Annotated in this window: 10 protein-coding genes; 1 reads left to right on the forward strand and 9 read right to left on the reverse strand. The window is 71.1% G+C overall.

What is annotated here, in order from left to right:
* The 9 genes from SSOG_RS39340 to SSOG_RS39380 form a co-directional block, all read right to left on the reverse strand.
* On the reverse strand, positions 1-2,897 hold a 2,897-nt coding region (locus tag SSOG_RS39340; RefSeq protein ID WP_154686128.1), incomplete at its 3' end, for a type I polyketide synthase.
* 70 nt (positions 2,898-2,967) lie between these two features.
* Complete coding sequence (locus SSOG_RS39345; RefSeq protein ID WP_050800113.1) at positions 2,968-3,579, reverse strand: SGNH/GDSL hydrolase family protein; 612 nt, start codon at positions 3,577-3,579, stop codon at positions 2,968-2,970.
* A gap of 55 nt (positions 3,580-3,634) precedes the next feature.
* The gene (locus SSOG_RS39350) at positions 3,635-4,870 is read right to left on the reverse strand and encodes an NAD(P)/FAD-dependent oxidoreductase (protein ID WP_009719893.1); all 1,236 of its coding nucleotides are present in this window, start codon (positions 4,868-4,870) and stop codon (positions 3,635-3,637) included.
* A 214-nt stretch (positions 4,871-5,084) separates the two neighbouring features.
* Positions 5,085-6,869, reverse strand: coding sequence for an AMP-dependent synthetase/ligase (locus SSOG_RS39355; protein ID WP_009719894.1), 1,785 nt, complete (start codon positions 6,867-6,869; stop codon positions 5,085-5,087).
* 69 nt (positions 6,870-6,938) lie between these two features.
* Positions 6,939-7,880, reverse strand: coding sequence for a LysR family transcriptional regulator (locus SSOG_RS39360; protein WP_039939765.1), 942 nt, complete (start codon positions 7,878-7,880; stop codon positions 6,939-6,941).
* A 107-nt stretch (positions 7,881-7,987) separates the two neighbouring features.
* Positions 7,988-8,614, reverse strand: coding sequence for an HAD-IA family hydrolase (locus tag SSOG_RS39365; protein ID WP_208867420.1), 627 nt, complete (start codon positions 8,612-8,614; stop codon positions 7,988-7,990).
* Positions 8,615-8,634: 20 nt separating this feature from the next.
* Entirely contained in the window at positions 8,635-9,102 is a 468-nt protein-coding gene (locus tag SSOG_RS39370; RefSeq protein ID WP_009719897.1) for a PaaI family thioesterase, read from the reverse strand.
* A 27-nt stretch (positions 9,103-9,129) separates the two neighbouring features.
* Complete coding sequence (locus SSOG_RS39375) at positions 9,130-10,386, reverse strand: cytochrome P450 (protein WP_009719898.1); 1,257 nt, start codon at positions 10,384-10,386, stop codon at positions 9,130-9,132.
* Positions 10,383-11,654 (reverse strand): cytochrome P450, encoded by a 1,272-nt coding sequence (locus SSOG_RS39380; protein ID WP_009719899.1) that lies wholly within the window; start codon positions 11,652-11,654, stop codon positions 10,383-10,385. The genes SSOG_RS39375 and SSOG_RS39380 overlap by 4 nt, the downstream gene beginning before the upstream one ends.
* A 261-nt stretch (positions 11,655-11,915) precedes the next feature.
* On the opposite strand from SSOG_RS39380, the gene SSOG_RS39385 reads away from it, so the two are divergent.
* Positions 11,916-12,890 (forward strand): FAD-dependent oxidoreductase (locus SSOG_RS39385; protein WP_009719900.1); only part of this gene is annotated, 975 nt, incomplete at its 3' end.

The raw sequence follows: 12,890 nt of genomic DNA on the forward strand, positions 1-12,890 counted from the left end.
CGGAAACGGCGGCGGGGGCCAAAAAAAAAGGGAGCCGGGGCGGCCTCGGCCACCGGCTCCGGCGGCCGCACCTGGTAGCCGCTGTCCAGCGCCTCCTGGTACGCGGCGGCCCGCGCCTCGGGTACGTACTCCGGCGCCGACAGCGGGATGGTCATGCCGCCGGACTCGGCGGGCTCGACGGCCGGTTCGGCGTACCGGTTGACGCCGGAGAGCGGTACGCCGAGCACCGCGAGCCGCACCGCGGCCTGCTTCAGCGCGGTGTCGCTGTCGCCGAGCGGGCCGCCGTCGGTGGGGATGGCGTACACGTCGTCGCCGAGGGTGCGGCGCACCAGCTGGGTGAGCACCTGCTTGGGCCCGAACTCCACGAACACGGTGACCTCGGACTCGTGCATGGACCGCAGCGCGGCCACGAAGTCCACCGGCTCCAGGAGCTGGCGCACCAGGGTCCGCGCGTTGGCGCCCGTATCGGCCCCGTACGTGGCGCCGGGGGTGTTGGCGTGGACCGGGACGGTGGGCTCCCCGATCCGGGCGGCCTCGACCGCCGGGCGGAACGCGTCCACCGCGTGGCCGACGTAGTGGGTGTGGAAGGCCGCGGACACCGGCAGCAGCCGCGCGTTGATCTCCTGCTCCGCGCACACCTCGGTGAGCCGCTCGACGTCCGCCGTCGGGCCGCCGACGACCACCTGGTCGGGGGCGTTGAGGTTGCAGATCACCACGTCGGGGAAGTCCGCGAGGAGTTCGGTGACCCGCTCCTCGCCCGCCTGCACGGCCGCCATGGTGCCGGTGTCGCCGTCGCCGGTGGGCGCCATGGCCGTGCCGCGCGCCCGGGCGAGCGTGAAGTAGTCCTCGTCGGACAGCGAACCGGCCGCCCACAGCGCGGTCAGCTCGCCGAAGCTGTGCCCGGCCAGCGCCGAGCAGGACAGCCCGAGTTCGTTCAGGTAACGGAACTGGCCGACCGACAGCGCGCCGATCGCGGGCTGTGCGTGCTCGGTGCGGCGCAGTGCGGCCTCCTGCTCCTGGCGCTGCTCCGGGGCGAACACCGGCGGCGGGAAGACGACCTTGCCGAGCCGGGTGGCGGCACCGGAGAAGTGTCCGTTGGCCTCGTCGAAGGCGGCGGCGACGACGGGGACGTTCAGCGCCGCGTCCAGGCCCATGTCGAGGTACTGGCTGCCCTGCCCGGCGAACAGCGCGCCGACCTTGAGGTTCTCGGCGGCCCTGCGGCGGAAGTACACGCCGCGCGGATGGGCCCACTCTTCCGCGTCCTGGTCGGACGCCAGCTGCTGTACGGCGATGTCGCGCAGGTCGGCGACCGTCTCGTCGTCCGACGCGGCGAAACCGACCCGGGCGTGATCGGTCGGCATGTCACCCGCGTCCGAGGCGGGCGCGCCGGACCGCAGCAGGTCGAGGAGGGCCGCCGGGTCCGGTGCGTGCCACAGGTGCGCCTGCGCGGTGCGGTGGGGGACGCGCCGCTCCGTCGGCTCCGACGCCCGCTCCTCCAGCACGATGTGGAAGTTGGTGCCGCCGAAGCCCATCGCGGACACCCCGGCCCGGCGCAGGGGCCGGTGCGGGTCGAGGATCCACGGCCGGGTCTTGACGTTGACGTAGAAGGGGGCGTCGGCGAAGTCGATGGCGGCGTTCGGCGCGTCCACATTGATGGTGCTCGGCAGCACCTTGTTGTGCAGCGCGAACGCGAGCTTCATCAAGCTGGCCGTGCCCGCCGCGCCCTTGGTGTGGCCGATCTGCGACTTCACACTGCCCAGTGCCGCGAAGTGCGGTTCGTCGGAGGCGTCGCGCAGCAGGTCGCCCAGGGCGCTCAGCTCGGTACGGTCGCCGACGGACGTCCCGGTGGCATGCGCCTCGAACAGCTCGACCGTGGCGGGGGAGACCTCCGCGTCGGCGTACGCGCGGTCCAGGGCGACCCGCTGGCCCTCGGCGCGCGGGGCGTAGATGCTCTTGGAGCGGCCGTCGCTGGAGGAGCCGATACCGCGGATCACCGCGTAGATCCGGTTGCCGTCGCGCAGCGCGTCGTCCAGGCGGCGCAGGGCGACCATGCCGATGCCCTCGCCGAGCAGGGTGCCGTCCGCCGCGTCGGAGAACGGGCTGATGGTGTCCGTCTTCGACAGCGCCCCGACCTTGGAGAAGCACATGTAGATGAAGATGGTGTTCTCGGTGTCCACGCCGCCGGTGAGCATCATGTCGGCGCGGCCGTCGACCAGTTCCGCCACCGCCAGCCGGATCGCGGACAGCGAGGCGGCGCAGGCGGCGTCGACCGTGGTGTTCATGCCGCCCAGCCCCAGCCGGTTGGCGACCCGGCCCGCGACCACGTTCGCCAGCAGACCGGGGAAGGAGTTCTCCTGCCAGGGGGCGAACGCCTTGACGTACTTCTCGGCGATCTCGGACGCGTCCTGAGCGGTCAGCCCGCAGCTGCGCACCACCTCCTTGAGCACCGGGGTGGAGAGCCGGGCGGCCAGCGGGTGCATCAGCGGCACCGGGCCCGTGGTGCCCAGCACCACACCGGTGCGGGAGGCGTCGTACCAGGGGGACTCGGGCGCGCCCGCGTCGAGCAGCAGGTCGCGCGCCACGCCGAGGCTGAGGGTCTGCATGGTGCTGGTGACTTCGAGCTGGTTGGGCGGCAGCCCGAACTCCAGCGGGTTGAAGTCCACGTCGGGCAGGAACGCGCCGCGCCGCGAGTAGGTCTTGTCCGGGGCGTCCGGGTCGGCGTCGTAGTAGTCGTCCAGACGCCAGCGGGACTCGGGCACCTCCTGGGTGCAGTCGGTCCCGTCCACGACGTTCTGCCAGTACTCGCGGTGGTTGCGCGCCATCGGGAACAGCCCCGATGTGCCGACGATGGCGATCGGGGTGCGGGCCAGCCGCCGATCGGCCAACTCCTCGCTCATGTCTTTCCTTCCGAGAAACTCACTGCCGGGAAGCTCACTGCCGGGAAAACTCACTGAGGACGGGCCGCGGTCAGGCGGCGTTCAAGGCGGTCATGCCGGTGGTGCGGGAGAACAGTTCGGCCATGGAGTCGGCGAACCGCTGGTGGCCGAGCGGGCTGGGGTGCAGACCGTCCTCGGACCAGAACGCGGGATTGCGCCACTCGGGCAGCCTGCCGATGTCCAGGCAGAGCGTGCCGGTGGCGCGCGTGATGTCGTACAGCGCCGCGTTCGCCTCGGCGAAGCGCTCGCGCATCTGGGTGCGGAAGCGCTCGGGGAGCGGCAGGTTTCCGGGGATGTCGGGGTAGCTCGCGGTCAGGACGGTGGTGTCCGCGCCCGCCAGCGAGCTGAAGATGGTGTGCAGGTTGCGCCGGAAACGCAGCCGGTCGTAGTCGCCGATCAGGTCGTTGACCCCGACGATGACCCCGGTCAGCGGGGCCTTGTTGACCAGCGCGCGGCGCAGCTGGCCGTCCACCACCGCCTGGGTGGTGGCGCCGTGCATACCGAGGTTCAGCACGGTCTTCCGCGGCAGGTTCAGCCCGCCCGCGAACCGGGAGACCCAGCCGCGGAAACCGTCACCGGGCGTCGGGTCGCCCCTGCCCTCCACAAAGCTGTCGCCGAGCACGGTGAGCCGGATCGTCGGCACGGGAGATGTCCTCTCGGTCATTCCGGCCGGCGGTCCGGCCGGGGATGGGGTGTGGTCAGGCCTGGGTGAGCAGGCGCTTGTCCTGCGGGAAGCCGACTTCTTCGTAGAGGGCTTCGAGGGCCTGGGGGGCGAAGAACTCGTCGCCGTGGATGCCGCCCGCGATCAGGCCGAAGAACTTCGCGGTGTACGAGGGGCTCTGGCTGGCCGCGCGGAACACCGAGTCGTAGTACGGGGTCAGGGACAGCTCGGCCAGGCTGCACGTCAGCTCGAAGGTGCCGTTGCTCTGCTCGTCGCGCAGCTTGACGTACTCCGCCAGCGCGGCGTCCATCGGGCTCTGCCCGGACAGCCCGAGGTGGAGCTGCTCGGCGAGGAGTTCGCCGTACTTGAAGGCGTCGGTGATGCCCCAGCCGGTGAAGGGGTCCTTGTGGTAACCGGCGTCGCCGACCAGCGCCCAGCCCGGGCCGTACGAGGTGCGGTAGTAGTTGTCCGGGTAGCGCATCGGGCGGAAGTTCTCGGTGCGCACGCCGCTGTCCCGCAGCTCCTCGCCGAGTTCGGGGGCGACCTGGTCGTACACCTCCTGGAAGCTGCCTTCCACATCACGCCGGAAGGCGCCGAACCGGTCGTTCTTGCGCATGACGGCCAGCAGGTTCTGCCCGTCGTTGGTCGGCCAGGTGCCGATCTGCTGCTGGCCGAAGGCGGTGCGGTGGTGCATGCCCCAGTCCAGACCGTCGTAGTACGAGTAGTAGACGAAGCAGGCGGCCGGGACGCGGCGGTAGATCTCGGCGCCCACCTTGTCCGCGACCACCGAGTTGCGGCCGTCGGCGCCGACCGTGACGGTGGCGCGGAACTCCCGCTCCGGGCCCTCGCCCTCGCGGCCCTTGACCCCGGTCACCCGGTCGCCGTCGAACAGCACGTCGGTGACCGTGAACCCCTCGATCACCTCGGCGCCGGCCTCCCGGGCGGCGTCGACCAGGATGGCGTCCAGCACCGTGCGGCGCGGGCAGTACACGGCGTCGATGCCGTCGATCGGGTCGGCGAACCCGGCGATGTCGATCCCGGTGTACTCGAAGTTGAGCTGTCGGATCGGCGGAACCCCGCTGGCGATGACGCGGTCCAGCAGCCCCCACGCCTGGAGCCGGGACAGCCCCGCCTGGTGGATGTAGTGGGTGGAGACGGTGTCGCTGGGGAACGTGGACCGCTCCAGCACCAGGACCCGGTGACCCTGCCGGGCGAGCAGCATGGCCAGCGGCGAACCGGCGCAGCGCGCACCCACAACAATGACGTCATACATATGAGATCGCTCCAGTGGTGATGTCGACACAAGCGATTCTGTCGACCGCCGGAAAATGCGGTCAACGTCAACAGCGGGAACCCATCATTCGATTAGCCGGAGCAATGAAGACGGGGCGGGAGATGGGGCTGAGAAAAGAATCGGAAACGCCGGGGAAATGAATACGTCGCAGAAAGGAACCCATTGTTGCGGCGCGGTTCACCCGCCGGTCGGTTCAGCTCTGGTGCACCGCTCGGTAGAGCGCGTCGACATCGTCGGCGAAGGCTTTCTCGATCGCCGCCCGGCGCAGTTTCATCGACGGTGTCAGCAGCCCCGCCTCCACGGTGAAGTCGCCCTCGACCACCCGGAAGCGCCGGATCGACTCGGCCCGGGACACCAGGGAGTTGGCGTCGGCGACGGCCGTCTCGATCTCGGCGAGCAGCGCGGGGTGCTCGGCCCATCCGGCGCCGTCGGGTGCGGGCTCCCGGTCGGCGGTCCACTTCGCCAGCGCCGCCCCGTCCACGGTGACCAGCGCGGTGACGTAACTGCGGCCCTCGCCGATGACCATGCAGTTGCTCACCAGCGGATGCAGCCGGACGCGGTCCTCCAGCGGGGTGGGGGAGACGTTCTTGCCGCCGCTGGTCACCAGGATCTCCTTGGCCCGCCCGGTGATGATCAGGTGGCCGTCGTCGTCCAGCCGCCCGAGGTCGCCGGTGTGCAGCCACGGCCGCTCGCCGCGGGCGGCCAGGGCGCCCGTCCGCCTCCGGCCCTTGGGCCAGTAGCCGGGCGAGACGTTGGCGCCGCGCACCAGCACCTCGCCGTCCTCGGCGATGCCCACAGTGGTGCCCGGGATCGGCCGCCCGACCGTGCCCATCCGGTTGGTGTCCGGCGCGTTGACGGTGACCGCGGTCGCCGCCTCGGTCAGCCCGTAGCAGTTGAGGATGGTGACGCCGACCCCGGCGTAGAAGGCCGCGGTGGTCTCGTCCAGCGACGCCCCGCCCGCGATCACATACCGGAAGCGGCCGCCGAAGCTCTCCCGCAGCCGCTCGTACACGTCCTGGTCCAGGGCCTGGTACGTCATGGCCAGCGCGGGGTCGACGGCCTCCCCGCGGGCCTCCGCCAGGCCCAGCGCGATGGCGGTCTCCTCCGCCACGGGGTCGACCAGGGCGCGGCTGCGCTTGCGGATCTTCTCCAGCGCGTACGGCACCAGGGCGAGGAACGTCGGCCGGAGCACCGGAAGTTCGGCCAGCAGCTCCGGGACGCCGGGCACCAGCGCGGTCCGGGTGCCGCCGCACAGGCAGGACAGCATCAGAGTCCGGCCGAAGACATGGGACAGCGGCAGGGCGAGCAGCGTGGCCGCCTGCCCGGCCGACGGGTCCTCGTCCGCGCGCCGGAACAGCCAGCCGGTCTGTTCCACGGTGTTGGCCGAGGACGCGTACATGTTGCGGTGGGTGAGCATGCAGCCCTTGGGCAGGCCGGTGGTGCCGCTGGTGTAGACGATCGTCGCCAGATCGTCGGCGGTGACCTTGCGGCGGCGCTCCCGCAGCTCCTCCTCGCGGCCGGTGACCTTCCACCGGTCCACCTCGGCCAGCAGCCACACCCCCTCGGCCCCGGCCGCCTCCAGCCGCTCCCGGTCCTCCGGGGTCTCGGCGAAGGCCCAGGCCGCGCCCGAGTCGGTGAGGACGTGGCGGATCTGGTGGCCGGAGGCGGTGGGGTAGACCGGGACGGTGACCGCGCCGATGCTGAGGACGGCGTAGTCGGCCAGCACCCACTCGTAGCAGTTGCGGCCGAGTATCGCGACGCGGTCACCGAAACGCACGCCTTGCGCGAGCAGCGCCCGGGCCGCGGAATTCACCTGCTCGGTGAATTCCAGGATACTGATGTCCTGCCATTCGGTTTCGGTTTTGCGGACCAGTGCGATACGGTCCGGGTCGGTGGCGGCGGCGCTGTCCAGAACGTGGAACAGGCCGTGTGCGTCGGGGAGGTCGAGACCATTCCTGGAATGCGAAATTGTCGTCACATGAAAAAATTCTCGATGACCCGCCGGGGGTCGGCAACGCGTATTTTCTGAACGGGCAGTTGAGGTTTCCTATCGCAGCAGCTTGGACTCCCCGCGGACCAGGCCCGGCGCGTCGAAAGGACGGACCGCCTCGACACAGTCCAGGAACCCGTCGACCAGCGGGTTGTCGTCCGAGGCACGCCACACCGCGCACAGGTCGATCATCGGCACCGGGTCGTACAGCTGGACCACCGCCGGACGGATGCCACCGGTGCCCGAACCGACCGACAGCCCGCGCGACATCGACGCGAAACCCACCAGCGGTTTGATGGACACCACGATCGCCGTCGCCCCCGGGTCGTTCAGGGTGTGCGCCACGTTGAGGGTGATGCCGCAGCGCTGCGCCGCCGCCAGGATCGCGTCGTACATCGCCGGACACTGGTCGCGGGCGAAGAGGATGCACGCGTGGTGCGCCACTTCGGCGAACGGCACCCCCGGCCGCCCGGCCCACCGGTGCCCCTGGCCGACCACCGCGACCAGCGGTACCTGGAGCAGCCGCCGGTAGCGGAACTCGGAGGTGACGGGGTGTCCGTACACCAGCGCCACATCCAGATCGCCCGAGGCCAGGGCGCGTAGCTGCGGCCCGGTCCGCTTCTCGCACAGCCCGACGGTGACATCGGGGAACTCGATGCTCATCTTGGTCAGGGTCGACGGCAGGACGTGCTGACCGGCGGGAAAGTTGTAGCCGATGTTGATCGAGCCGGTCCGCCCGGCCGCCGCCTCCCGGGCGGTGTGGGTTGCCTTGTCGACTTGGGCGACGATCGTCCGGGCCTGCACCTCGAACGCCCGCCCGGCCTCGGTGAGTCGCACCTCGTGCGACGTCCGGGCGACCAGTTCGACGCCGAGGGACTTCTCCAGTCGCTGTAGTTGCTGGCTGAGCGAGGGTTGGGTCAGGTGCAGCTTCGCTGCCGCACGTCCGAAATGCAGCTCCTCAGTAATCGCCAGGAAGGACACCAGGTGTCTGAATTCCATCGCGGCCTCCGCACGCAAGGTATGGCCGACATGCTGATGGTCCTGGACGAACCTGCGGTGAATCGTACTTGGCAGTATCCGGGCGACATGGCATGGGCTTGACCGCCTCACCCCCCGAGCAGCGCGCCCAGCGCCGCCAGTGTGCTCCCGTTGTCCCGGTGCCGGACGGCCCGCCAGCCGCATGCTTCGGCGGCGGCACAGTTGGCCTCCGTGTCGTCGATCAGAAGACACTCCTGCGGGGTGGCGCCGAACGCCTCCTCGGCGAGCCGGTAGATCTCCGGCTCCGGCTTGCGCAGCCCCGTCTCATGGGACTTGATCACCCGCTCGAACACGGTCTGATCAGGGAGCATCGCGGCGCGATGGACCTCCCACTCGCGCACGCTGTTGGTCAGCATGCCCAGCCGGAACCCCCGTCCGCGCAACGCCACCAGCGCATCGTGGAGGTCCCGGTTGAGCGGTCGGCCCGCGTACCAGTAGTCGCCGAAATCGCCCAGATCGACGCGCGGCACATACGCCGGGGCCAGTTCGGCGGTGAGCCGGCGGCCCCACTCCCGCTGCGAGATCAGCCCGCGCTCCAGCGGCTCCAGCAGGTCCGTACCGTCCCGGGCGGCCAACCGTCGAATTCCGGCCAGCAGCTCGGTCACCGGGATTCCGGCCGCGTCGGCCACCTGCCGCAGCGCATCGCCGACCGGCGGGGTCAGCACACCGCCGAAATCGGCCCACACCACCGTCACCCCTGATCCCGCCCCGCGCATCAGCCGAAGGACTGCACCAGACAGGTGCAGATGCCGTGTGCGACCAGCTTGTCGTCCGCGTTGTACACCCGCGCCTCGGCGGTGGCGGTACGCCGCCCCACGTGCACCGTCTGCGCCTCGCAGCGCAGCTCGCCGTCATCCAGCGCGACCGGGCGGACGAAGTTCACCTTGAGTTCAAGGGTGGTGTAGAGCGTGGCGTCCGGCAGCCGGGTGAACACCGAGCTGCCCATCGCGGTGTCCATCAGGGTCGACAGCACCCCGCCGTGCACGGTCAGCATGGCGTTCGCCTGCGCGGGGCCCGGCTTGAGCGTGTACACCGCCCGTCCCTCGCCCAGCTCGGCGCACATCACACCGAGCGAGTCACCGACCCCGATGCCCTCGGCCATTCCCTTCTCCAGCAGCGCGGTCAGCTCACTGATACGGCGCTCCACCGAGGTGGTGGCGGGCTCCTGCGTCGCGGATGTCACTGCAATGCCTCCTGAGAGATCCTTGGGTCACGTGGCCAGCCGGACCGGCAGCCGGGCCGGCCCCCGCATCGAGACGCTCGGGCGGTAGTCGGGCTCATCGGTCAGTACGGCGAACTCCGGGGCGCGTTCGCACAGCCGCCGCAGGGTGATCTCGCTCTCCAGCCGGGCCATCGGCGCACCCAGACAGAAGTGCGGCCCATGGCTGAACGCCAGCTGCCGCCGCTGGGCGCTGCCGCCCCCGGAGAACCGGCGCAGCTCCAGGGTGTCCGGGTCGGCGAACACCTCCGGATCGCGGTTGGCCGACCCCAGCAGCAGCACCACCCCGGTTCCGCGCGGCATGTCCCGCCCCGCCAGCGTGGTGTCGCGCATGGCCACCCGGGTCGGGAACGGCACCGGAGTGTCGTAGCGCAGGAACTCCTCCACCGCGTCCGCCACCAGCCCCGGGTTCTCGCACAGCAGCCCGCGCTGCGCCGGGTTGCGGTGCAGGGACAGGGCCGCGCTCGCGATCAGGTTCATCGTCGTCTCGTGTCCGGCGATCAGCAGCAGGACGCCGATGTCCGCGATCTCCTTCGCGGACAGCCGGTTGCCGCTCTCCTCGACGGCCACCAGCTCACTCAGCAGATCCTCGCCCGGCGCCTTGCGCCGCGCCTCGATGAGGTCGTGGAAGTAGTCGTCGAACGCGCGCACCGCCACCTGCCGCGCCGCCTTCTCCTCCGCGCTGAGCACCGCGTCCGGGTCGAGCCCCCGGCTGATGTCGCCGGTCCAGGCGCCGAACAGTTCCCGGTCGGCGGCGGGCACGCCCAGCAGCTCACAGATCGTGATCAGCGGTACGGGATACGCCAGCGCCTGTACGAGGTCGACCTCACCGGCCTCCAGCGCCGCGTCCAGCAGCCCGTCCACGGTGCGGGTGATCCGCGGGCGCAGCCCCGCCACCGCACGGCTCGTGAACGCCTTGGCCACCAGCGAGCGCAACCGACCGTGCTCCGGTGGGTCGAGCAGCAGAAACGACCCCGGCAGCTGGGAGACGTCCACACCGGGCCGGAACGGATTGATGCCCGCGGTGTAGCCGTGCCCCCAGTCCGGGTCGGCCAGCACGGCCGAACAGTCCTCGTAATGGGGCACCAGGTGAATGCCGAACCCGGTGTCGTGCACCCGACCCGTCTCCCGCAACCGCCGGTACGCGTCGAAGGGGTTCGCGCGCAGCTCCGGCCGGAACACGTCCAGTTCGGCGGGGAGCGCCCCGGTGGCCTCCGTGGCCCCGGTCGTCTCGGCCGTCCCGGTCACGACGACGCCCCGAACCGGACCGGCAGCGCCGAGAGTCCCCGTACGACCAGGTTCGGCTTGTACGGCGGCTCGTCCGTCAGCGCCTCCATGGTGACGCCCCGGCGGATCAGCTCGTGCAGCAGGATCTCCATCTCCAGCATCGCCAGCGGCGCGCCCAGGCAGTAGTGGATGCCGAGGCTGAAGCCGAGATGGCGGGGCGGCGGCGCGATGCGGTCGTGGAAGCGGGCCACGTCCAGCCGCTCCGGGGCGCGGTACGCCTCCGGGTCGCGGTTGGCCGCGGCGATGTGGACGACCACGCCCTCGCCCTCCTCGATCCGCTGCCCGCCGAGGGTCATCGGGCGCTTGGCGGACCGGGTGGTCAGCTGCACCGGAGGCTCGTACCGCAGCAGTTCGTCCACCGCGCTCGGCACATACTCCGGGTGCTCGCGCAGCAGCGCCATCTGGTCCGGGTTGCGCATCAGGGCCAGCAGCCCGCTGCCGACCAGGTTGACGGTCGTCTCATGACCGGCCACCAGCGTGGTGACACACGTGGTGAGCAGCTCCGTCTCGGTCAGCACATCGCCGCGGTCCTCCACCGCGGCCAGCGCGCTGAGCAGGTCGTCGGCGGGCTCGGCCCGGCGCCGGTCGATCAGCTCCCGGAAGTAGCGCATGAATTCGCGCGACGCGGTGCTCCGCGCGGCGTGAGCCTCCGGCGTCATCAGGACGTCCGGGTCGAAGCCGCGCGCCAGGTCCTGCGACCACAGCTGCGCCGCCTTGTGGTCCGCCGCCGGTACGCCGACCAGCTCGCACACCACGGTGAGCGGCAGCGGATACGCGATCAGGTCGATCAGGTCGAACTCCCCGGCCTTCAGTGCCGCGTCCACCAGCTCGGTGGCCAACTGCTCGATCCGCGGGCGCAGCGCCGCCACCGTACGCGGGGTGAACGCCTTGGACACCAGAGTGCGCAGCCGGGTGTGGTCCGGCGGGTCCATCCACAGGAACGAGGTCGGCAGTTCCTCCGCCGCCTCCTCGGCCGAAACGCTCGGATGCAGCTGCCCCGCCTCGTCGGCGTGGCTCCAGTCGTTGCTCTGGAGCACCGAGGCGCACTCCGCGTACCGCGTCAGCAGATGCAGACCCAGCGGAGTGCGGTGCACCGGACCGGCTTCCCGCAGTTTCCGGGCCGGGGTATAGGGGTCGGCACGATGGGTGGGCAGAAAGAGATCGGCCATCGCGACATCGGTCGCGGACGGCTCGGCCGGTGTCTCGCCGCTGTCGGTCGCAGTGTCCACTGAGGAGTCATCTCCCGCCGGTTGCCGCAAAAGCCCGGCCGGTTCCATGGAACGTATCCCTGGAACGGCGGGCCGATCGATGCGCGACACACTCGTGGCGCCAGGTGAATTCGCCCTGAATCCACGCCGACCAATGCGTTTTCCGGGCACCTGCCAATGACGCGATAGGCAAATACCCGAGCGCATTGCTTCTCCGCCGCGCATCCGGCGAGATTTGTTTCCGCCCCACCGGAGAACTGAGCACGGGAAAGAGGCCGGAGCATGTCGGAACGCCGTGCGGTGGTGATCGGCGCGAGCATCGCCGGGCTGCTGGCCGCCCGGGTGCTGGCGGACTCCTTCGACCGCGTCGTGCTCGTCGAGCGCGACGACAGCCCCGGCACCGGCTGGCGCCGCGGCGCCCCGCAGAGCAGGCATCTGCACGGGCTGATGGAGCGCGGCCGCCAGATCATGGAGGAGCTGTACCCGGGCCTGACCGGGCAGCTCGCGGCGGCCGGCGCGCCCACCACCGAGGTGCTGCGCGAGTCGCGCTGGTACCTCTCCGGGCTGCGGGTGCACCCGGCCTCCACCGGGCTGACCACGTTGCTCGCCAGCAGGCCCATGCTGGAGGGCGCCATCCGGGAGCGGACGGTGCGGCTGCCCGGCGTCCACCTGCTGACCGGCCGCACCGCGACGGGCCTGACACGGGAACACGATGGGCCCGGCCGGATCACCGGCATCCGCCTCGCGGCACCAGGCACCCCCGACAGCGGCGACGTCCTCCCCGCCGACCTGGTCGTGGACGCCACCGGACGCGCCTCCCGGGCCCCCGACTGGCTCGTCGCACTCGGCCATGAACGCCCCGCCGAAGAGCGCGTCGACGTCGACCTCGGCTACGCCTCCCGGACGTACCGGCGCCGCCCCGGCCACCTCGACGGCGACCTCGCCGTCGTCGTCTCCACCATGCCCGGGTGGCGCGGCGGCGGCGCCATCACCCTGGAGGGCGACCGCTGGCACGTCACCCTCGCCGGGATGCTCGGCGACCATCCGCCCACCGACCACGCCGGGTTCGAGGCGTTCGCCGCCACCCTCCCGGTCAGCGACGTCCATGACATCGTCCGGGGACGCGGAGCCGCTGAACGACCCGGTGCCGCACCGCTTCCGCGGCTCGCTGCGCCGCAGATACGACCGTATCGCCGCACCGCCCGCCGGATTCCTCGTCCTCGGCGACGCCGTGAGCAGCTTCAATCCGCTCTACGC

It is taken from the genome of Streptomyces himastatinicus ATCC 53653, assembly GCF_000158915.1.
In the GTDB taxonomy this organism is placed as follows: domain Bacteria; phylum Actinomycetota; class Actinomycetes; order Streptomycetales; family Streptomycetaceae; genus Streptomyces; species Streptomyces himastatinicus.

Coding starts and splice junctions, on each gene's coding strand:
- SSOG_RS39350 (WP_009719893.1), bottom strand. CDS start 4,870: ATGTATGACGTCATTGTTGTGGGTGCGCGCTGCGCCGGTTCGCCGCTG.
- SSOG_RS39360 (WP_039939765.1), bottom strand. CDS start 7,880: ATGGAATTCAGACACCTGGTGTCCTTCCTGGCGATTACTGAGGAGCTG.